Source organism: Aeromonas sp. sif2433 (genome assembly GCF_019218705.1).
GTDB classification, from domain to species: Bacteria; Pseudomonadota; Gammaproteobacteria; order Enterobacterales; family Aeromonadaceae; genus Aeromonas; species Aeromonas encheleia.
In genome coordinates this window covers 141,131-160,452 of record NZ_JAHUXD010000006.1, presented here as the reverse complement: position 1 = coordinate 160,452, position 19,322 = coordinate 141,131, and the positions used below count along the sequence as shown (strand labels likewise).

17 protein-coding genes are annotated in these 19,322 nt (G+C 60.3%); 4 read left to right on the top strand and 13 right to left on the bottom strand.

All coding sequences use genetic code 11. The features are described 5' to 3' along the window. Window positions 1-12 precede the first annotated feature (12 nt). The 5 genes from fabD to yceD form a co-directional block, all read right to left on the bottom strand. A complete protein-coding gene (gene fabD, locus KW825_RS11200; protein ID WP_042654766.1) occupies window positions 13-948 on the bottom strand; it encodes an ACP S-malonyltransferase in 936 nt (311 codons plus the stop codon). Window positions 949-1,014: 66 nt separating this feature from the next. Then, window positions 1,015-1,974 (bottom strand): beta-ketoacyl-ACP synthase III, encoded by a 960-nt coding sequence (locus KW825_RS11195; protein WP_218291420.1) that lies wholly within the window; start codon window positions 1,972-1,974, stop codon window positions 1,015-1,017. Window positions 1,975-1,981: 7 nt separating this feature from the next. After that, window positions 1,982-3,001 (bottom strand): phosphate acyltransferase PlsX, encoded by a 1,020-nt coding sequence (gene plsX, locus KW825_RS11190; RefSeq protein WP_218291487.1) that lies wholly within the window; start codon window positions 2,999-3,001, stop codon window positions 1,982-1,984. A gap of 9 nt (window positions 3,002-3,010) precedes the next feature. Further along, complete coding sequence (gene rpmF / locus KW825_RS11185) at window positions 3,011-3,178, bottom strand: 50S ribosomal protein L32 (RefSeq protein WP_081966227.1); 168 nt, start codon at window positions 3,176-3,178, stop codon at window positions 3,011-3,013. A gap of 21 nt (window positions 3,179-3,199) precedes the next feature. Further along, window positions 3,200-3,721, bottom strand: a complete 522-nt coding sequence (yceD, locus tag KW825_RS11180; RefSeq protein ID WP_084228411.1) for a 23S rRNA accumulation protein YceD — start codon at window positions 3,719-3,721, stop codon at window positions 3,200-3,202. 339 nt (window positions 3,722-4,060) lie between these two features. Between yceD and KW825_RS11175 the strand changes: the two genes are divergently transcribed. Beyond that, complete coding sequence (locus KW825_RS11175; protein WP_218329251.1) at window positions 4,061-4,432, top strand: hypothetical protein; 372 nt, start codon at window positions 4,061-4,063, stop codon at window positions 4,430-4,432. Window positions 4,433-4,457: 25 nt separating this feature from the next. Here KW825_RS11175 and KW825_RS11170 read toward each other — a convergent pair whose 3' ends face one another. Then, the gene (locus KW825_RS11170) at window positions 4,458-5,114 is read right to left on the bottom strand and encodes an START domain-containing protein (RefSeq protein ID WP_218329250.1); all 657 of its coding nucleotides are present in this window, start codon (window positions 5,112-5,114) and stop codon (window positions 4,458-4,460) included. Between the two features lie 195 nt (window positions 5,115-5,309). Between KW825_RS11170 and KW825_RS11165 the strand changes: the two genes are divergently transcribed. Further along, window positions 5,310-5,891 carry a nucleoside triphosphate pyrophosphatase gene (locus tag KW825_RS11165; RefSeq protein ID WP_218329249.1) on the top strand — a complete coding sequence of 194 codons (582 nt, stop codon included), beginning with the start codon at window positions 5,310-5,312 and terminating at the stop codon, window positions 5,889-5,891. A 72-nt stretch (window positions 5,892-5,963) separates the two neighbouring features. Here the strand turns inward: KW825_RS11165 and KW825_RS11160 are convergent, their stop codons facing one another. Both KW825_RS11160 and rluC read right to left on the bottom strand, forming a co-directional pair. Continuing rightward, window positions 5,964-6,611 carry an HAD family hydrolase gene (locus KW825_RS11160; protein ID WP_218329248.1) on the bottom strand — a complete coding sequence of 216 codons (648 nt, stop codon included), beginning with the start codon at window positions 6,609-6,611 and terminating at the stop codon, window positions 5,964-5,966. Continuing rightward, complete coding sequence (rluC, locus tag KW825_RS11155; protein ID WP_218329247.1) at window positions 6,611-7,555, bottom strand: 23S rRNA pseudouridine(955/2504/2580) synthase RluC; 945 nt, start codon at window positions 7,553-7,555, stop codon at window positions 6,611-6,613. Before rluC ends, KW825_RS11160 begins: the two co-directional genes overlap by 1 nt. A 413-nt stretch (window positions 7,556-7,968) precedes the next feature. Here rluC and rne point away from each other — a divergent pair, with 413 nt between their 5' ends. After that, on the top strand, window positions 7,969-11,175 hold the full coding sequence (gene rne, locus KW825_RS11150; RefSeq protein WP_218329246.1) for a ribonuclease E: 3,207 nt from the start codon (window positions 7,969-7,971) through the stop codon (window positions 11,173-11,175). 741 nt (window positions 11,176-11,916) lie between these two features. Here the strand turns inward: rne and KW825_RS11145 are convergent. From KW825_RS11145 to apbC, 4 genes are all read right to left on the bottom strand, one after another. Then, window positions 11,917-13,389 carry an inorganic phosphate transporter gene (locus KW825_RS11145; protein WP_042654775.1) on the bottom strand — a complete coding sequence of 491 codons (1,473 nt, stop codon included), beginning with the start codon at window positions 13,387-13,389 and terminating at the stop codon, window positions 11,917-11,919. 361 nt (window positions 13,390-13,750) lie between these two features. Continuing rightward, entirely contained in the window at window positions 13,751-14,332 is a 582-nt protein-coding gene (gene dcd / locus KW825_RS11140) for a dCTP deaminase (RefSeq protein ID WP_043134827.1), read from the bottom strand. Between the two features lie 63 nt (window positions 14,333-14,395). Next, window positions 14,396-15,040, bottom strand: a complete 645-nt coding sequence (udk, locus tag KW825_RS11135) for a uridine kinase (protein ID WP_042654777.1) — start codon at window positions 15,038-15,040, stop codon at window positions 14,396-14,398. Window positions 15,041-15,148: 108 nt separating this feature from the next. Further along, on the bottom strand, window positions 15,149-16,231 hold the full coding sequence (gene apbC, locus KW825_RS11130) for an iron-sulfur cluster carrier protein ApbC (RefSeq protein WP_218329245.1): 1,083 nt from the start codon (window positions 16,229-16,231) through the stop codon (window positions 15,149-15,151). Window positions 16,232-16,416: 185 nt separating this feature from the next. Between apbC and metG the strand changes: the two genes are divergently transcribed. Further along, window positions 16,417-18,450 (top strand): methionine--tRNA ligase, encoded by a 2,034-nt coding sequence (metG, locus tag KW825_RS11125; protein ID WP_218329244.1) that lies wholly within the window; start codon window positions 16,417-16,419, stop codon window positions 18,448-18,450. 113 nt (window positions 18,451-18,563) lie between these two features. Here the strand turns inward: metG and KW825_RS11120 are convergent, their stop codons facing one another. Beyond that, on the bottom strand, window positions 18,564-19,307 hold the full coding sequence (locus KW825_RS11120) for a CHAD domain-containing protein (RefSeq protein ID WP_218329243.1): 744 nt from the start codon (window positions 19,305-19,307) through the stop codon (window positions 18,564-18,566). Window positions 19,308-19,322 lie beyond the last annotated feature (15 nt).

Below are 19,322 nucleotides of genomic sequence, written 5' to 3'. Positions count from 1 at the left end.
ACTCGCTCCTGTTTACTTGATCTGGGCCAGCGCCTGCTCGAATGAGGCGGCATCGTTGGCATGGATACCTTCCACGCGCTTGTCGATGCGCTTGGCCAACCCGGTCAATACCTTGCCCGGTCCCATCTCGATCTCGAGGGTCACGCCATCGTTCGCCATCCGCTCGACCGTTTCGGTCCAGCGAACCGGGCTGAACAGCTGACGCACCAGGGCTTGCTTGATGGCGGCCGGATCCTGTTCACAGGATACGTCGACATTATTGATGACTGCGATGGTTGGAACCTTGATCTCGATCCCATCCAGCGCCGCTGCCAATTTTTCGGCGGCAGGTTGCATCAGGGCGCAATGAGACGGCACCGAGACCGGCAGCGGCAGTGCACGCTTGGCGCCGGACTCTTTCATCAGCAGGTTGGCACGCTCGACCGCTTCCTTATGACCGGCGATCACCACCTGGCCCGGGGAGTTGAAATTGACCGGGGAGACCACCTGACCCTGCGCCGCTTTCTCGCAGTTGGCGGCGATGGAGTCGTTGTCCAGACCTATGATGGCGGCCATGGCGCCGGTGCCTTCCGGCACGGCTTCCTGCATGGCCAAGCCACGCAGTTCGACCAGCTTGACCGCATCGGCGAAGTCCAGGGCACCGCTGCAGACCAGGGCGGAGTACTCGCCCAGGCTGTGACCGGCCATGACGGCGGGAGTGGCCCCACCCTGCTGCTGCCACAGCCGCCACAGGGCGACGGAGGCGGTCAGCAGCGCGGGTTGGGTGCGCCAGGTCTTGTTCAGATCCTCGGCAGGACCGTCGAGCACCAGGCTGAGCAGATCATAACCCAGGACCTGGCTCGCCTCGGCGAAGGTCTCTTTAATCACGACGTGTTGCTCGGCCAGCTCGGCCAGCATGCCGACGCTCTGGGAGCCTTGTCCAGGGAAGGCAATGGCAAATCGGGTCATCATTGATTCCTTTAAGGTAAGACGAAATCGCTATGCGGGCACCCGACATCCGGGCGCCGCGTGGTATCAGAGACGCACCAGCGCCGAACCCCAGGCAAAACCACCGCCGAAGGCTTCCAGCAGCACCAGCTGACCCGGTTTGATACGGCCATCCCGTACCCCTTCATCGAAGGCGATGGGTACGGAGGCGGCGGAGGTGTTGCCATGGCGATCCAGGGTCAGGATCACCTTGTCCAACCCCATGCCAAGCTTCCTGGCGGTGGCGTTGATGATGCGGAAATTGGCCTGATGTGGCACCAGCCAGTCGAGCTCGCTCGGATCGATGCCGGCAGCGGCCAGGGTCTCGGTCACGATCTCGCTCAGACGGGTAACCGCCACCTTGAACACGTCATTGCCCTTCATATACATGTAGGCTTCGAGCTCGGCGCCAGGCATGCCGCGACGGGGCTGCGGCAGCTTCAGCAGCTCGCCATAACGGCCGTCGGCGTGCAAGTGGGTCGACAGGATCCCCGGCGTCTCGCTGGCGCCCACGATCACGGCCCCTGCCCCATCCCCGAACAGGATGATGGTGCCGCGATCTTTCGGATCGCACATACGGGAGAGCACATCGGCCCCCACGACCAGCACATGGCGGGCCGCACCGGATTTGACGAACTGATCGGCGATGGCGAGGGCGTAAGTGAAACCGGCGCAGGCGGCGGCCACGTCAAAGGCCGGGATCCCCGGCACCCCGAGCAGCCCCTGCAGTTCACAGGCGGCGGCAGGGAAGGCATTTTCGGCACTGGTGGTGGCCAGCACTATCATGTCCAGATCGGCCGCCGTCAGGCCCGCCGCGTCCAGTGCCCGCAAGGCAGCCTGATGAGACAAGGTGGCGACGGTCTCGTCGGCCCCTGCGATGCGGCGTTCACGGATCCCGGTACGTTCCACGATCCATTCGTCACTGGTCTCAACCATCTGTTCAAGATCGGCGTTGGTACGCACCGAGCTCGGCAGGTAACTGCCAGTACCCAGAATTTTGCTATGCATAGAGTTCTTATAGGTCCCTGTCGGAAAAGACAGATTCAAGGCGATCTGCTATTTGCAATGGAAGCTGATGCTTGGCCTCTTGTGCGGCCAGCAGGATCGCATTACACAGAGCGCGCCGTTCGGCCCGCCCATGGCTTTTTACCACAATGCCGCGCAATCCTAACAGACTTGCGCCATTATACTGGTCGGGGTTCAGGTAAGAAAAACGCCGTTTGAACATAAATCCGGCGATCCGGCCAAGAAAACTGCGTTTCTTGCGGGGATATCCGGCCAGTTGGGCCATCATTCGCACCACCCCCTCGGCCGTCTTGAGCGCCACATTGCCGACGAAGCCATCGCAGACGATGACGTCACATTCACCGCTGAAGATCCTGTCTCCCTCGATGAAGCCGACAAAATTGAGCGCACTGCACTGCCGTAGCAGCTCAGCGCTGTGGCGCACCAGATCGTTGCCTTTTATCTCCTCCTCCCCCACGTTGAGCAGCGCCACCCGGGGTGAGGCGATCCCCTCGACCCGCTCCGCCACCACTGACCCCATCACCGCAAATTGCAGCAAGGTGTCGGCATCGCAGCTCACGTTCGCCCCCAGATCCAGCATTACGGTGCGTTTGCCACTCAGGGTTGGCAGCGCCTTGATCAGCGCAGGCCGATCGACACCGGGCAGGGATTTGAGCACACACTTGGCCATGGCCATCAGGGCGCCGGTATTGCCGGCGCTGACGCAGGCATCGGCCTCACCGGCCTTGACCAGATCCAGGACCACACGCATGGAGGAGTCTTTCAGGGTACGCAGCGCCACGATCGGTTTTTCGCCCATGCTCACCACCTGTGAAGCATGCACGATACGAACGCGGGGATGAGTCAGCAAGCCATGTTGCTGTAACAGGGAGGCGGTCTGGTGTTGGTCACCGACCAGAATAAGTTTGAGCTGAGGCAGAAGAGACAGTGCCTGCACGGCGGCAGGCACTGTTTCCGAGGGGCCAATATCTCCCCCCATTATGTCTAGCGCGACAGTTTGCGTAGACAAAGGCAATCCTTAAGCGATTACCTTTTTACCGCGGTAGAAACCATCGGCAGTCACGTGGTGACGACGATGGATTTCACCACTGGTCTGATCAACAGTCAGTGCTGCTGCGGTCAGTGCATCGTGGGAACGACGCATGCCACGCTTGGCGCGGGTTTTACGGTTCTGTTGTACGGCCATGGTAGGCTAACTCCTAAAAATTCACTTACGTTTGAGCTCTTCAAGAACTGCAAAGGGATTCGGCCGCTCATCAGCAGGTTCGATATCACCCCAAGTCATCTCCATGTTCCCTCGCGGGCAAACATCCATTGGATGCATTGCTACCTGAGGCAACGAGAGGATGAGTTCATCCTCCAGGATTTGATGAAGATCTATCTCGCCGTTTTCATCCAACTCAATGGGCTCATAAGCTTCCGGCAGTTCTTCCTCGTTTGTTTTTTCAAACAGCGGAGTGTAGATAAAATCAGCTTCACAAAGGTGTTCGAATGCCTCTCCACAACGTTGGCAAACCAGATTGACCTTGGCATGGGCAGTGCCTTTCATAACGGTCAAATGCTGGATATCTTTACCAAATTGCACAGTGACATCCACATCACTTCGCAAGCCTTCGGTTGACGCTTCCAATCTGGGCATCTGCGACTTTTCCACTATCCCGACATAGTCGAGTAGCTTCAAGGCATTACGGACTGGATCAACCTTAACGGGCAACTTCACCTTTTGCATAGGGCGCGAATATTATAGGTCCAACAAGGGATAGTCAAAGGAAAAAGTCCTTACCGCCGATGATTTTAACCGCACAGGTCCCCTGAATACAGGAACTTGTGTTCATCGGTGGCTGATTATGCCACAAACCTCGGGATCCCACACAGGATCCTGCACGATCCAGTGGCAACGCACTGGCAGGGGCATGCTGAGCGAGCAGATCCAGGCTGATACGGACGACCGCGCGGCCCTCCCCCTCGACTGAACCTGACGCACTGGTCAAAAAACACCCTTACAGCGCCGTGTGCTCTGTCTTAGGATAAGGGTGGATCTTATAAGGACATCATCTGGAGTGTGCCCATGAAAGGCCTGATCCCCTGGTCGTTCGCCCTGTTGCTGTCAGTTGGCAGCTTACTGCTACCCGCATTCGCCGAAGAGAAGGCCACCGGCCACTATTACTGGGAGCGCGAGGTCGAATCCTTCATTCCCTGCGGCTCGGACAACGCGTTCGGGGTGCTGGGCGAGAAAAGCGTGCTGCAACCCTTGCGGGACAAGGTCAGTAAACTGGGCGACCATCAGCCGATCTATGTCGAGGTAACCGGTCATTTCGAAGATAACGCCGACAGCGAGGGGGCCGCGGCAGATTACGACGGCCTCTATCGCATCGAGTCCGTGATCGCGAGCACTCCTGACAGCCCCGCCACCTGCCCCGTGCTGGTTATGGGTGACTGATCGCAACCGCACCTTCCTTTCCCCCTCAGGGAGTGGCAGGACAATGTTTACTGCCACCCAGCAGCTTCTTTTGAGACTTTGATCGGGGTTGCGCCTCCATTAATCGCCGGATGGCCTGAAAGCTGGCTAGCGCCGCCTTGACAGCCATCGGATTGACCAGCCAGCCCGGCAGGTTGTCGCCTGGGTTGGTATAGGTCTCCAGCCTGATCAGGGTAGAGCCATCCTGTTGTGGCAACGCTTCCCAGCGCCCGGCACTGGCCCGGATCCGCACCAGACCAGGACGCGCAGCCAAGGCATCCGGCTCGGCCCACACCTTGAGTTCCAGCCCGCAGTCGGCCCGTCTGCTCAGATGAGAACGGGTGATAAGCTCTCTGTCCTGTACCGGCCAGGGGGATTCCAGTCGGGTATAGACCAGATCGTCATCGGGGCCGGACCTTGCCAGCAGTCGTACCTCGCGACTCTGGGGCAACCACTCCCGATGACGCGCGGTGTTCCGCAGCACGGCCAGCAGCGCAGCGGGATCCGCCATGACTCTCATCTCCAGGCGCAGGGCCAGGAAGGGGGACGGGGGACGGGGCTGGGTCCAGAGCATCACCCCCACCTCACTCTGCTGGCGTTGCCACCCCTGCCCCCAGCTCGCCAGAGAGATCAGCATCAAGGCCAGCACTCCGTATCTAGTCATCGGTCTCTCCCGCCTCATTACCCTATGCTTATAGCCGTTTTTCCGGTGGTCTGTGAGACGACCTCTCCACGCCTCCGCTTGGCAGTGGGCAGTTATCGCCGGTACCGTCGGGTTGCGATGTCTCTGTTGATTTGTGCTGCTCGCCCCACATCGGTAGAATCAACCAATTGATTTATAGATGGATATCACCAGAATATGCGCACACACCTGATCCTCGCCTCCACTTCCCGCTATCGCAAGGCACTGCTGGAAAAGCTCGGCCTGCCGTTTCAATGCGCCTCCCCCGCCGTCGATGAAACCCCTCTGCCCGGGGAATCGGCCGAGGTGCTGGTTGCCCGGCTGGCTCATGCCAAGGCGAGCGCCATTGCCAGCCAGCATAAGCAGGGGCTGATCATCGGCTCGGATCAGGTGTGCGTGTGTGACGGCCGCATTCTCGGCAAGCCGGGTACGGTGGAAAAGGCGGTGGCGCAGCTGATGGCGGCACAGGGCAAGAGCGTCACCTTCTATACCGGCTTGTGCGTGCTGGATGCCGCAAGCGGTCAGGTTGAGCAGCTGGTCGAACCCTTCACCGTGCACTTTCGCTCCCTCGATGAGGCTGCGATCCGCCGTTATGTGGGGGCTGAGCTGCCGCTCGATTGCGCCGGCAGCTTCAAGTGCGAGGGGCTGGGCATAGTGTTGTTTAGGGGGCTGGAGGGGCGGGATCCCAATGCGCTGATCGGCCTCCCCCTCATCGGCCTGATCGAGCTGCTGGGTCTGCATGGTCTGGCCCTGCCCTAAGCCACGGCATGCGCCGAGATCAACAACGGGAGCCAAGGCTCCCGTTTTACGATGAGTAGATAAGCAGGCCGATCAACTCAGCTGTTGCCTCAGCGCCTCCATGGTATCGACGATGGCGACGGGATGATGCTCGGCCAACCGGGCCCTGTCGTGCACGCCCCAGGTCACGCCGAGGCGCGGCATCTGCAACGCCTCCGCCATCGCCATGTCGTGGACGGAATCCCCTATCATCAGCGCCTGATGAGGGGCCAGCCCCAGTTCATCCAGGATCTGCACCAGCATCAGGGGATCGGGCTTGGAGTTCGCCTCGTCCGCGCCACGGGTGGCGGCAAACAAGGGGCGCAGCCCCGTCTCGTCCAGTACCCTGTCCAGGCCACGGCGGGACTTGCCCGTGGCCACCGCCAACGCAATCCCCTGTGCGTGCCAGTGGTGCAGCAAGTCGCTGGCCCCGGCAAACAGCGGGCTCGGCGTGTCATCATGCAGGTAGTGATAGCGATAGCGGGCGATCAGGGCCTGAGCCCGCTCGCCGCCCTGGGGCAGGTTGAACAGTCGGGGCATGCCGACCTCGAGGCTGAGCCCGATGATCTGGTGCGTCTCCTGCGCCGTCGGCACAGGTTCGCCACAATCCCGTGCGGCCCCCTGCACACAGGCGACGATCCGGCCCACCGAATCCATCAGGGTACCGTCCCAGTCGAAGATGGCGAGCCGGATAGCCTTCATCAGCGCGCCAGCTTGTTCAGGAAGTTGTCGAGCTCGGGAGCGAGCGGCGCCTCCACCTGCATCTCGCGGCCATCGGCCGGATGGGTGAAGCTCAGCTTCCAGGCGTGCAAGAACAGCCGTTTCAAGCCCTGGGCACGCATCTTCTCGTCGAAGGCGGCTTCGCCATATTTGTCATCACAGGCGATGGGATGGCCGGCATGCTGGGTATGGACCCGGATCTGGTGGGTGCGGCCGGTGATGGGGCTGCATTCAACCAAGGTCGCCTCGGCAAATTGGCGGGCAATCCGGAAACGGGTTTCGGATGGCTTGCCGTCACTGTTGACTCGAACCACCCGCTCGCCGGATTGCAGATCGTTCTTGCGCAGCGGCGCATTGACCACCTTGACGTGGGACTGCCATTGGCCACGCACCAGCGCCAGATATTGCTTGCGCATGGTCTTGACCCGCAGCTGCTCGTGCAGGCTGCGCAGGGCACTGCGCTTCTTGGCAACCAGCAGTACGCCTGAGGTGTCGCGGTCGAGGCGGTGCACCAGCTCCAGGAAGCGAGCTTCCGGGCGCAGGGCTCGCAGCCCCTCGATGACCCCGAAGCTCAGGCCGCTGCCACCGTGCACGGCCATGCCGGACGGCTTGTTGAGCACTATCATGGCCTCGTCTTCAAACAGGATCTGGCTCTCCAGACGCTGGATGCTGCCGAGGTTGGCAGAGGGCAATTCGTTCTTCTCGGCAACGCGCACGGGCGGAACCCGCACCTCGTCACCTGGGCAGAGTTTGTATTCGGGTTTGATGCGCTTCTTGTTGACGCGCACCTCTCCTTTTCGAAGGATGCGATAAATCAGGCTCTTGGGGACGCCCTTTAACTGAGTCTTGAGAAAATTGTCGATGCGCTGCCCTTCATGCTCAGCTTCGATGGTGAGCAGCTGCACTTGTTGATGTATCTGTGTCATGGCGCGGATTTTAACACTGCCGGTGCCCCTTGGCTGCATGCTTTGTTAAAAAATGGCACCTTGCTATAAAAGTGGTTTAAATGGGATAATAAACAAGGTTTTGTCATTGTGTTCAAGCCTTGTACTAAGTGGCCAAAAATTATGCCACCCAATCCCGAAACACCGTGTATACAAGAACATGACGGTTCCCGGGTGCGAGGTACAACGCATGGAGAACGCAAACAGAACCGGTTTAATTGTCTCCACATCGGTATCCTTAATTCACGCCTTCTCGAGAAGGCAGAACCAGAGTGCCCTTAGTTTGCGCCTCATGCATGCCCCAACCGGGAGGTTGCCCAAGCATGCTGAAGACCCGAGGCCGGCACCGGCAGGACCCTGTGGAGGAATCAAAATGACAAAATAATGAGAACTCAATGAAAAGAATGCTAATCAACGCGACTCAGGAAGAGGAGTTGCGCGTAGCGCTGGTTGACGGACAACAGCTCTACGATTTGGATATTGAAAGTCCGGGACACGAGCAGAAGAAAGCGAACATTTACAAGGGTAAAATCACCCGCGTAGAACCCAGTCTCGAAGCTGCTTTTGTTGACTATGGCGCAGAGCGCCACGGTTTCCTGCCATTAAAGGAAATCGCCCGCAATTACTTCCCCTCCGGTTACTCCTATCAGGGTCGTCCCAACATCAAAGAAGTGATCCGCGAAGGTCAGGAAGTGATCGTCCAGATTGATAAGGAAGAGCGTGGCACCAAGGGTGCGGCCCTCACTACCTTTATCAGCCTGGCCGGCAGCTACCTGGTGCTGATGCCGAACAACCCCCGTGCCGGTGGTATCTCCCGTCGCATCGAGGGTGATGAAAGGACAGAACTGAAAGAAGCCCTGAGTGGCCTGACCGTGCCGGACGGCATGGGCCTCATCGTGCGCACCGCCGGTGTGGGTAAATCCCCGGAAGAGCTGGAATGGGACTTGAACGTTCTGCTCAACCACTGGGATTCCATCCACAAGGCGTCACAGAACCGCTCCGCTCCGGTGCTTATCCATCAGGAAAGCAACGTGATCGTGCGCGCCATCCGTGATTACCTGCGTCGCGATGTAGGCGAGATCCTGATCGACAATCCTGTTATCTTCGAGCGTGCCAAGTCTCACATCGAGCTGGTCCGTCCCGATTTTCTCAACCGCGTGAAGCTGTACAAGGGCGAAGTTGCTCTGTTCAATCACTTCCAGATCGAGAGCCAAATCGAGTCGGCCTTCCAGCGTGAAGTGCGTCTGCCCTCCGGCGGCAGCATCGTCATCGATCCGACCGAAGCGCTCACCTCCATCGATATCAACTCCTCCCGTGCCACCAAGGGCGGCGATATCGAAGAGACGGCGCTGCAGACCAACCTGGAAGCAGCCGACGAAATTGCCCGTCAATTGCGTCTGCGCGATCTGGGTGGCCTGATCGTCATCGACTTCATCGACATGACGCCGGTTCGCCATCAACGCGAAGTGGAAAACCGTCTGCGTGAAGCCGTGCACCAGGACAGAGCCCGCATCCAGCTGGGACGGATCTCCCGTTTCGGTCTGCTGGAGATGTCCCGTCAGCGTCTGCGCCCCTCCCTCAACGAGTCCAGCAGCCACATCTGCCCTCGCTGCCAGGGTCAGGGGGTGATCCGTGACAACGAATCACTGGCCTTGTCCATCCTGCGTCTCATCGAAGAAGAGGCTATGAAGGACAACACCGAGCAGGTTCATGCTCAGGTGCCGGTCGACGTAGCCGCCTATCTGCTCAACGAGAAGCGTACCGCCATCGCCAGTCTGGAACAGCGTAATGAAGTGCGTCTGTACATCATTCCGAACCAGCATCTGGAAACCCCGCACTACGAAGTGACCCGCATTCGTCAGAATGAAGTCCCGGAAGCGGCCAGCTACGAGCTGAAAACCGAGATTGCCAAGCCGGTCTACCAGCCGAAGCAGGCTCAGGTGATCGAGCGCGAGCAGCCGTTGCTGCAAGGCTTCGTGCAGGCTCCCCAACCCGCGCCTGTCGCGCCGGCTCCCGTCGCCGCGCCGGCACCGGTTGTCGCCGAAACGGGTCTGTTCGGCAAACTGTGCAAGGCCATCTCCGGTCTGTTCGGTTCCGACGCCGCCCCTAGCGATGTCAAGGCCCCTGCTGCCGAGAAGCCGGCCGTGCAACGGGAAGATCGCAAGGATGACGGTCACCGTCATCAGCGCGATGAGAACCGTGCCCGTGGTCAGCGTCCCCGTCGCGACGACAACCGCAGCAACCGCAACACTGCGGAAGCGGGTGAGAAGCGTGAAGGTACCGCCAACCGCGAGGGTGGCGAGAGCCGCAACCGTCGTCCGCGCAAAGAGCGCGAGCCGCGCCAGGAACGTGAAGTCCGTGGTGAAGCCCGCAGCGAACAGCGCATGGATCGTGAACCCCGTCAGGAGCGCGAGCCCCGTGGCGAAGCACGCACCGAACCGCGTGTGGATCGCGAACCTCGTGAGCCGCGTCAGGAACGTGAACCCCGCGCCCCGCGCCCGGCTCGCGAACCCCGTGCTCCGCGTGAACCTCGTGCCGAGGTGGTCGTTGAAGCGGTAGAAGCCGTTCAGCTTGATGCTGCCATCGTCAATGACGAGCCGCAGCAGGAGAAAGAGCAGAAGGTGGCCGAGCGCCGCGAACGTCGTCAACTGCGCAAGCAGGTTCGTGTCGATGTCGTCGCTGCCGATACCCCTGCCCTGCCGGTGGACGAGCTGGCGGATGACGTCGTCGAGACGCAGGCTGTGGCCGGTGAGCAAGAGGAGCAGACCGACGGTCAGCGCCGCTCTCGTCGTACCCCGCGCAGCCAGCGTATCGAAGGTCAGCGTCGCAAGCGCATCAACGAAGATGCACGTGGCCAGCGTGATGATGAGCCCCAGGCTGACGTTCAACTGACTGCGGCCGCTCAGGCGGATGCTGCTCAGGTGAAAGTGGAAGAGCCTGCGGTACCCGTCATCACCATCCCGAGCGCCGAAGCCGTTGCTGCCGCGCTGCAAGCCTCTGCCGCCCTGACCGAGCACGTGGTCGCGGAAGCCGTGGCGGAAGAAGCCCGTGAAAAGGCCGCTGCGACTGTGGTTGAGCCCGTCGTTGAACCAGTGGTTGCCCAGGCAGTCCAAGCCGTCGCCGAAACCGTTGCAGAGGTAGCACCCGTTGCCGAGCCGGTTGTGGCGGAAGTCGAAGTCGCTGCTGTCGTGGTCGTCGAAGAGGCGCCTATGGTTGAGGCCCCCATCGCCGAGGTTGCTCCTGCTCCTGTCGCCGTGGAAGTGGCACCTGTGGTCAGCACCGAAGCCGCACTGCCGGTTGAGGAAGTTGCAGCCGCCCCCGTCGCTGAGCCCGCACCAGTAGTCGCGGCTCAGGTCGAGACCGTTGCCAAGGCCGCCGTGGCTGCCCAGACCAAACCGGTCGATCAGGGTGCAGGTGTTCTGGCGCGAGCTCGCAAAGCCTCTGCGCCTATGGCGACACCGGCTGCGGCCCCTGCCCAGCCTGAGTCTGAGCAGCCGGTCGAGCAGGCACCGTTGGTTCGCAACGAAGTCGCCAGCTCTGGCCGTCACGCTGGCAGCACTGCTGCGGTCAACGTGGCAACCAGCCCGGCGGGTCGTCCCTGATCTGCTAGTTCGCTAGTCTGATAAAAAGAGCCACACCCTGTGTGGCTCTTTTTTTGCCTGGCTGCCGAGGGTATTCCACTCAGTAGATCCGTCTCCCCCAATCCTCTGTCTTTCTCTTCTTGGAGCTACTCTGCACCGGTATCACTGCTGAATGGTGCCTTGCCTGCAATCGGGATGTACATCAGCCCCGGTCATACAGTCGCTGCGGCCTGCTCTGCTCACGCGCGTCTTCCCGCGAGGTATCCGGCACACAGCCTCTCCCCACATAGGCGCCACCGCAGGATTAGCTCCATATCTCACTCCCTGTTCTTTCATTTAGCCTGCCCACAGGTGCTGACATATGGCGTTAGCCTCTCTGGCAGGATGATGACACGCGATATGCCCCATTGAACTGACACTCACTCCTCTTCCTGACGGCAGTACGCCCTTATCTGGATACGAGGCTGACGCCCATCCATCATCACCATATCTCAACGCTCAAGCACCATAGCGCAAGAGGAGCCAGCACTGAGTGCTCCTGCCCTTTCAGGCTCTTGTTGGGAGGTGATCCCTTGGCTTGGTGGCAGGGTTTTGCTGAGGGTGTTGATGGAGGTAAGGTCGGGGGTGTTTATCTGTGTACCACAAATAAAGTTTGATGGCATATAGTCTGATTCGATCACTAAGTAGCGCACACCATTGCTGATAAGCAGGCATGAAAAAAGGGCCCATTGGCCCTTCGTCATTCAATCAGGTTATCTGCTATCAGTTGCCAAACAGGCTGTTGCTGATAAGGAACAGGCCACCGGAGAGCAACATGGTCAGCGGCAGGGTCAGCACCCAGGCCAGCAGTATGGTCTTGATGGTCTGGCTCTGCAGCCCTGACTTGTTGGCTACCATGGTCCCCGCCACCGCGGAGGAGAGGATATGGGTGGTGGATACCGGCATGCCGGTCAGGCTGGCTACCCCGATGGAGGCCGCGGCCGTGATCTGGGCGGCAATCCCCTGGCTGTAAGTCATGCCGGAAGAGCCAATCTTCTCACCGACCGTGTAGACGATACGGCGCCAGCCCACCATGGTACCGCAACCCAGCGCCAGGGCGATGGAGACGATGACCCAGGTCGGTGCATATTCGGCCGTCGCGGTCAGATCCTTGCGCCATTTGGCCAGATCGGTCAGCTCCTTGGCCGGCAGCGGCAACTTGGAGACCTTGCGGGCGGTGTCGTCGATGCAGAGCAGCAGACGACGCACTTCGCGGCGGTCGGTCAAGTCCATCTCTTCATAGGTACGCACCTGACCGAGACGGTTATCCAGCGTGGCCATCGCCTCGAGTGCCTCACCGGCGGAGCAGTGTGTCATCAGCTCTTGCTGGGCATGCGCCGGCACGCTGAAGTTCACGACCTGGGACACCTGCTCATGGTTGCGCTGGTAGATCTCCAGGATGCGCTGGTTGGCGTCCTGGGTCCGATCCAGCTCGTAGGAGCGGCTGCTCATGTCCAGCGCGAAGTAGGCAGGTGCCATGCAGATCAGCACCAGCATCACCAGACCTATGCCCTTCTGGCCATCGTTGGAGCCATGCACGAAGCTCACGCCCATGGCGGAGCAAATCAAGGTCACACGGGCCCAGAATGGTGGATGCTTCTTGCCGTCCACCAGCAGACGCTCTTCCGGGGTTTTATGGATCTTGCTGCCCTGCCAGACGCGCTTCATGGCAAACAGCAACAAGGCGGCGATGATGAAACCCACGGTGGGAGAGATGATCAGGGAGAGCATGATGTCGATGGCTTTACCGACGTTGATCCCCTGCGTAAGAGGTTGGTGATTGAGCCAGGCATAGGCACCACCGACCCCCAGAATGGAACCGATCAAGGTGTGCGAGCTGGATGCCGGGATGCCGAAGAACCAGGTACCCAGGTTCCAGACGATGGCAGAGAACAGCAGGGAGAACACCATGATCAAACCCTGAGTGGAATCCATGCCGAGCAGCAGATCGATGGGCAACAGATGGACGATGGCGTATGCCACCCCCAATCCGCCCATCATGACCCCGGCAAAGTTGAACAGACCAGAAGCCACTACCGCCGTATGAGCGGGCATCGCCTTGGTATAGATAACCGTTGCTACCGCGTTGGCGGTATCGTGAAAGCCGTTGATGAATTCATAAGCCAGCACAAAAAAAACGGCCAATACCAAACCGATTGACCACCACAAACCCAAACCACTAAACATTTCAAACATAAAAACGAACCTGTTTATGAGTTGCGGCGGATTATGCCAGAAGGCTCGATGCGCCATACCCGTTGTTGAAATATTTCAGTAAGAAAAAAAAAGGGCATTCCGTCAGAAAATGTCTTAGGACCAGTGGGAATGCGCTTTGTCAGGGATTAATTAAACCCCTCCTCTCCCTTCTGGATAGGTTTCAATCAACCCCAATTCATCTATGTGAACCCGTTTTTTCGCTCTTTCCCCGCAACCGATTTTGCGGTTTCGCCCTGTGACGACGGCGGGAACCCCGACGCCAGGCATCATGGCATCTGACCAGAAAATGAAAAAAGGGTACCTGGGTACCCTCTACAAGCTAGCAGTATACGAGGCTCAATCAGTCCTGATTCATCCGACTGGCCACCGCCCCCTGCTGGCTCTTGTACTTGGCATTTTCCCGCTTGTTGTAAGGACGGGCGGCGGCGCCTGAGAGCATCTCGAAGTTGAGCGCGCCTATCTTCATCTTGGGGCGCAGCGCCAGCGGCAGCTTGCCGCCGTTGTAGAACTCCAGCACGATGCGACCTGACCAGCCCGGATCGATGCGGTGCGCGGTCACGTGCACCATCAGCCCCAGTCTGGCCAGGGAGGAGCGACCATCCAGCCAGCCGACGATATCGGCCGGCAGGGTGACGGATTCGTAGGTCACCGCCAGGGCCAGCTGACCCGGGTGCAGATAGAAGGCCTCACCGTCCGCAATGTGGATCTCGTCGCTCATCACCCGATCGATGGCATCGGCCATCTCGCTGCTCGGGCCGCTCAGGTCGATATAGGGGGCGGTGTGATCGCGGAACACCCGGAACTCGTTGCCGAGCAGCACATCGACGCTGACGCCACTGATCCGCTCAACACCGGGCCTCGGCTCAATGACGATCTTGCCTTCATCCAGATGGCGTTCGATATCGGTATCACAAAGACGCATTGGGCGACTCTCCTGCTAAATGATTCATTTAAAAAAGCCGGGCATCGCCCGGCTTGTAGCATCTTATCCGATCAACATGTGGCGAATGCGCGCCTTGAGCATGTCGATGGCGATGCGATTCTTGCCGCCGCGGGGCACTATCACATCGGCGTACTGCTTGGACGGGTCGATGAACTGCATGAACATCGGGCGCACCGTCTTCTGATACTGCTTGAGTACCGAGTCCATGGTCCGGCCGCGCTCTTGCACGTCGCGCACCAGCCGGCGCAACAGGCAGATGTCCAGCGGGGTATCCATGAAGATGGAGGCATCCATCAGCTCCCGCAGCCGGCTATCGGTCAGCAGCAGTATCCCTTCCAGGATGATGACCCGACGGGGGGCAAAGGCGGTCACCTCCGCCAGGCGGGTGTGTTCGGTATAGGAGTACTGGGGAATATCGACGGCTTCTCCGCGCACCAGCTGGCTCAGATGCTGCACCAGCAGATCATGATCCAGGGCATTGGGATGGTCATAGTTGGTCTTGACCCGCTCTTCCATGGTCAGGTGGGTCTGATCACGGTAGTAGCAATCCTCGGTGATCACACCAATCTGACCTGCGCCCAGTTCGGCCACCAGCTCTTCATAAATGGTTTGAGCGATAAGACTCTTGCCGGATGCGGATGCACCAGCAATACCGATGATCACACACGAATGTTGAGTATCAGACATTGAAAATACCTAAGGAGAAGAGCACTGGGGATTGTTTAAACCGATCCATTATATAAAAAAGGGTGAGCCATGCCCACCCCAAATCCATTGCAATCGGCCAACAGCCGATTATTCGTCCAGCGCCACCGTGTAGAGCGGGGTCGCAATCGGTTTACCGCTGAAATAGAGCTCAGCACTGACCCGGCGGGCCAGCTTGAGGTAAGCCTCAGCCAGATCCCCTTCCGGCGCACCGAACACGGTGGGAGTCCCATTGTCCATGTGCTGACGGATGTCGATGTGCAGCGGTAGCTGGCCAAGCAGTGCCACTTGATACTGCTCTGCCATCTTCTGGCCGCCGCCGGTCCCGAACAGCGCCTCATGATGACCGCAGGCGCTGCAGACGTGATAACTCATGTTCTCTATGATGCCGAGCACAGGTACATGCACCTTGTTGAACATGGCGATGCCCTTGCGTGCGTCCGCCAGCGCCACGTCCTGCGGCGTGGTGATGATCAGCGCCGCAGTGGTCGGCACCTGCTGGGCCAGGGTGAGCTGGATATCGCCGGTGCCCGGCGGCATGTCCACCACCAGATAATCCACCTCGCCCCAACGGGTCTCGTGCAGGATCTGCGCCAGCGCCTTGCTCGCCATGGGGCCGCGCCAGATGGTGGCATCCTGCTCGGCCACCAGGTAACCGATGCTGTTGCTCTTGAGGCCACAGGCCATCACCGGCTCCATGGTCTTGCCGTCGCGGCTGCCGGGACGTTCCTTGAGGGTGCCCATCATGGTCGGAATGGAGGGGCCATAGATGTCCGCATCCAGGATGGCGACCCGCGCGCCCTCCCTGCTCAGCGCCAGCGCCAGGTTGACGGCGGTGGTGGACTTGCCCACCCCGCCCTTGCCGGAGGCCACCACCAGGATGTTGCGAATACCCTGCACCGCCGCCAGTTGCTGGGCGCGGGGCATGCTCGCCACCTCGATGTCGCATTGCCAGTCGATGGCGGCGGTTCCCGTTGCGATGCGCAGGCGGGAATCGAAGTCTTGCTTAATCTGCTCAAACAGGGAGCGCCCGGCAAACGGCAGCACCAGCTTGATGGTCAGGCGCTGCTCATGATGCTCGATGGCACGCACGAAACCGGCCGCCACCAGATCTTTGCCCCACCCTGCCGGCTTAAATTCGGCAAGGATCTGTTTTACTGAATCAATCACCATTAACTCCCCATTATGTTGTCGTTATGCTGAGGTGAACGGTTACCGCACACAAATCAGTGGCTTGACTGCGGATCCGGGATGCCCTCTGCCGCGCCAGGCAAGGCCACAACCCTAGGCAGGCCGCCCCCAATTCGGGTAACATGCACGGCACTGTATCATCCCAACAGGCACATAAAGAACGTATTATGGCAACTGATCCTCGTACAATGCTGGTAACCTGCGCCCTCCCCTATGCCAATGGCTCCATCCATCTCGGTCACATGCTGGAACACATCCAGGCCGATATCTGGGTTCGTTATCAGCGAATGCGTGGCCATCAGGTGCATTTCGTCTGTGCCGACGATGCGCACGGCACCCCCATCATGCTCAAGGCGCAGCAGCTCGGGATCACCCCGGAAGCGATGATCGCGGCCGTGTCCGAAGAACATCAGACGGATTTCGCCGGCTTCAACATCAGCTTTGACAACTATCACTCCACCCACAGCGACGAGAACCGCGAGCTGGCGGGGCTGATCTACGGGCGCCTGAAAGAGGGCGACTTCATCAAGGGCCGTACCATCACCCAGCTGTTCGATCCGGAAAAGTCCATGTTCCTGCCGGACCGCTTCGTCAAGGGCACCTGCCCCAAGTGCAAGTCCCCCGAGCAATACGGTGACAACTGCGACGCTTGCGGTGCCACCTACAGCCCGACCGAGCTCATCGATCCGAAATCCGCCGTCTCGGGTGCGACCCCGGTGATGAAGGACTCAGAGCACTTCTTCTTCGACCTGCCCCAATTCGAAACCTGGCTCGCCGGCTGGGTACGTGGCTCCGGCGCCATCCAGGAAGAGATGGCCAACAAGATGCAGGAGTGGTTCGAGAGCGGCCTGCAGCAGTGGGATATCACCCGTGACGCCCCCTACTTCGGCTTCGAGATACCCAGCGCGCCGGGCAAGTACTTCTACGTCTGGCTGGATGCCCCCATCGGCTACATGGCGTCGTTCAAGAACCTGTGCAACAAGCGTGGCGACATCGATTTCGACAGCTACTGGAAGAAAGACTCCACCGCCGAGCTCTATCACTTCATCGGCAAGGACATCGCCTACTTCCACTGCCTGTTCTGGCCGGCCATGCTGGAAGGAGCGGGTTTCCGCCAGCCAACCAAGGTCAACGTGCACGGCTATGTGACCGTCAACGGCGCCAAGATGTCCAAGTCCAAGGGCACCTTCATCAAGGCGAGCACCTATCTCAAGCACCTGGATCCGGAATGCCTGCGTTACTACTACGCCGCCAAGCTCAACAGCCGCATCGACGATCTGGATCTGAACCTGGAAGACTTCGTCTCCCGCGTCAATGCCGATGTGGTCAACAAGCTGGTCAACCTGGCCTCCCGCAACGCCGGTTTCATCACCAAGCGCTTCGACGGCAAGCTGGCTGACAACTGCAGCGAACCCGAGCTCTACGCCGAGTTTGCCAACGCCAGCGCGTCTATTGCCGACGCCTACGAGGCCCGCGAGTTCAGCCGCGCCATTCGCGAGATCATGGCGCTGGCCGACAAGGCCAACCGCTACGTGGACGACAAGGCCCCCTGGGTCATCGCCAAGCAGGAAGGCGCGGATGCGCAGCTGCAGGACGTCTGCTCCGTCGGCATCAACCTGTTCCGGGTGCTGATGGCTTACTTGAAGCCCGTCATGCCGCTGCTGGCCGAGCGCACCGAAGCCTTCCTGGGTGAGACCCTCAGCTGGGAAGGAGTCGCCAAGCCGCTGACCAACCACCAGCTGGCCCCGTTCAAGGCGCTGTTCTCCCGCATCGAGCCCGCCAAGGTTGAGGCCATGATCGAAGCCTCCAAGGAAGATCTGGCCAAGGAGCAGGCACCCAAGGTGGCCGGTCCGCTGGCGGATGACCCCATCAGCCCGACCATCTCCTACGAGGACTTTGCCAAGATTGACCTGCGCGTGGCGCTGATCAAGAAGGCCGAAGCCGTGCCGGAAGCCGACAAGCTGCTCAAGCTGCAGCTGGATCTGGGCGGTGAGACCCGTCAGGTGTTCGCCGGCATCAAGTCTGCCTACAACCCGGAAGATCTGGAAGGCAAGCTGACCGTGATGGTGGCCAACCTGGCGCCGCGCAAGATGCGCTTCGGCATGTCCGAGGGCATGGTGCTGGCCGCAGGCCCGGGCGGCAAGGATCTCTGGATCCTGGAGCCCCAGGAAGGCGCCCAGCCCGGCATGCGCGTCAAGTAAGCGCGACCCGCACGCTGTAATCAACACGCTGCGATCAAGAAGAGAGGCCATTGGCCTCTCTTTTTTTATCTCTTCCTTTCTAGCCCTTCATTGCCACTGAACGGCCCCAGTCATCAGGCCGGGCGCAGCATCGCCATCCTGAGCCCGACCAGCTCCGCCTGCTGGCAATCGAGCTGCTGCAACTGGCAGTGCATCGCCGCCTCCAGCCGACGTAGCTGACGCTTGCGCTTGTCGCTGACCCGCTTGCGGCGCAGCCGTCTGAGCCATTGCCGACCGTCCTGCAGCTGACCGAGCCGCTCCTGCCACTCGATCAGCATGGCCAGCCAGGCCGGATCGCCGACCCCCTGCCCGACCAGCAGCTCCACCCCGTAGCGGGTCTGCTTGAGGATCAGCCGCAACCGATGCCAATGGCGCAACTGGCGCCGCTCGCTAGCGGTGGCATCCAGCGGCGCCGCCAGCCCGTCGGCCAGCCGCAGCACCAGCTGCAGTTGAAACAGTGGCAAGGGATTGAAGTCGGTGGGCACCTGGGCCAGGCGGCTGATCCAGCGCTCCAGGCGCACCGTCAACATGGGCACCCGGACTGGCGGCATGGGGACGGCCTTGCCGCCGAAGCGCTCCCCATACACCTGGGCATCCCGCAGGGCGGAGAGTCGACAGGTCGCGCGGTGCAGGCGCCGCTCCAGCCCGGGTTGGTGGATCAGGGGGCGCCACAGGGCGAGCAGCGCCAGCAGCCGGCGGGCCGCGATCCGGTAGGCGTGCACCTCGGCCACATCCGCCCGCTGGCGCAGGGCCAGGGTGGCCGCCCAATACTGATCGATGAGCCCGTGCGCCTGCTCCAGCCATGCCGTCTGTGGCATCCTCTCCATGCTCTT

Bases quoted from the DNA above. Each gene is read 5' to 3' on its own strand.
- fabD (WP_042654766.1), bottom strand. From the start codon at position 948: ATGACCCGATTTGCCATTGCCTTCCCTGGACAAGGCTCCCAGAGCGTC.
- KW825_RS11195 (WP_218291420.1), bottom strand. From the start codon at position 1,974: ATGCATAGCAAAATTCTGGGTACTGGCAGTTACCTGCCGAGCTCGGTG.
- rpmF (WP_081966227.1), bottom strand. From the start codon at position 3,178: ATGGCCGTACAACAGAACCGTAAAACCCGCGCCAAGCGTGGCATGCGT.
- yceD (WP_084228411.1), bottom strand. From the start codon at position 3,721: ATGCAAAAGGTGAAGTTGCCCGTTAAGGTTGATCCAGTCCGTAATGCC.
- KW825_RS11175 (WP_218329251.1), top strand. From the start codon at position 4,061: ATGAAAGGCCTGATCCCCTGGTCGTTCGCCCTGTTGCTGTCAGTTGGC.
- KW825_RS11170 (WP_218329250.1), bottom strand. From the start codon at position 5,114: ATGACTAGATACGGAGTGCTGGCCTTGATGCTGATCTCTCTGGCGAGC.
- KW825_RS11165 (WP_218329249.1), top strand. From the start codon at position 5,310: ATGCGCACACACCTGATCCTCGCCTCCACTTCCCGCTATCGCAAGGCA.
- KW825_RS11160 (WP_218329248.1), bottom strand. From the start codon at position 6,611: ATGAAGGCTATCCGGCTCGCCATCTTCGACTGGGACGGTACCCTGATG.
- rluC (WP_218329247.1), bottom strand. From the start codon at position 7,555: ATGACACAGATACATCAACAAGTGCAGCTGCTCACCATCGAAGCTGAG.
- rne (WP_218329246.1), top strand. From the start codon at position 7,969: ATGAAAAGAATGCTAATCAACGCGACTCAGGAAGAGGAGTTGCGCGTA.
- KW825_RS11145 (WP_042654775.1), bottom strand. From the start codon at position 13,389: ATGTTTGAAATGTTTAGTGGTTTGGGTTTGTGGTGGTCAATCGGTTTG.
- dcd (WP_043134827.1), bottom strand. From the start codon at position 14,332: ATGCGTCTTTGTGATACCGATATCGAACGCCATCTGGATGAAGGCAAG.
- udk (WP_042654777.1), bottom strand. From the start codon at position 15,040: ATGTCTGATACTCAACATTCGTGTGTGATCATCGGTATTGCTGGTGCA.
- apbC (WP_218329245.1), bottom strand. From the start codon at position 16,231: ATGGTGATTGATTCAGTAAAACAGATCCTTGCCGAATTTAAGCCGGCA.
- metG (WP_218329244.1), top strand. From the start codon at position 16,417: ATGGCAACTGATCCTCGTACAATGCTGGTAACCTGCGCCCTCCCCTAT.
- KW825_RS11120 (WP_218329243.1), bottom strand. From the start codon at position 19,307: ATGCCACAGACGGCATGGCTGGAGCAGGCGCACGGGCTCATCGATCAG.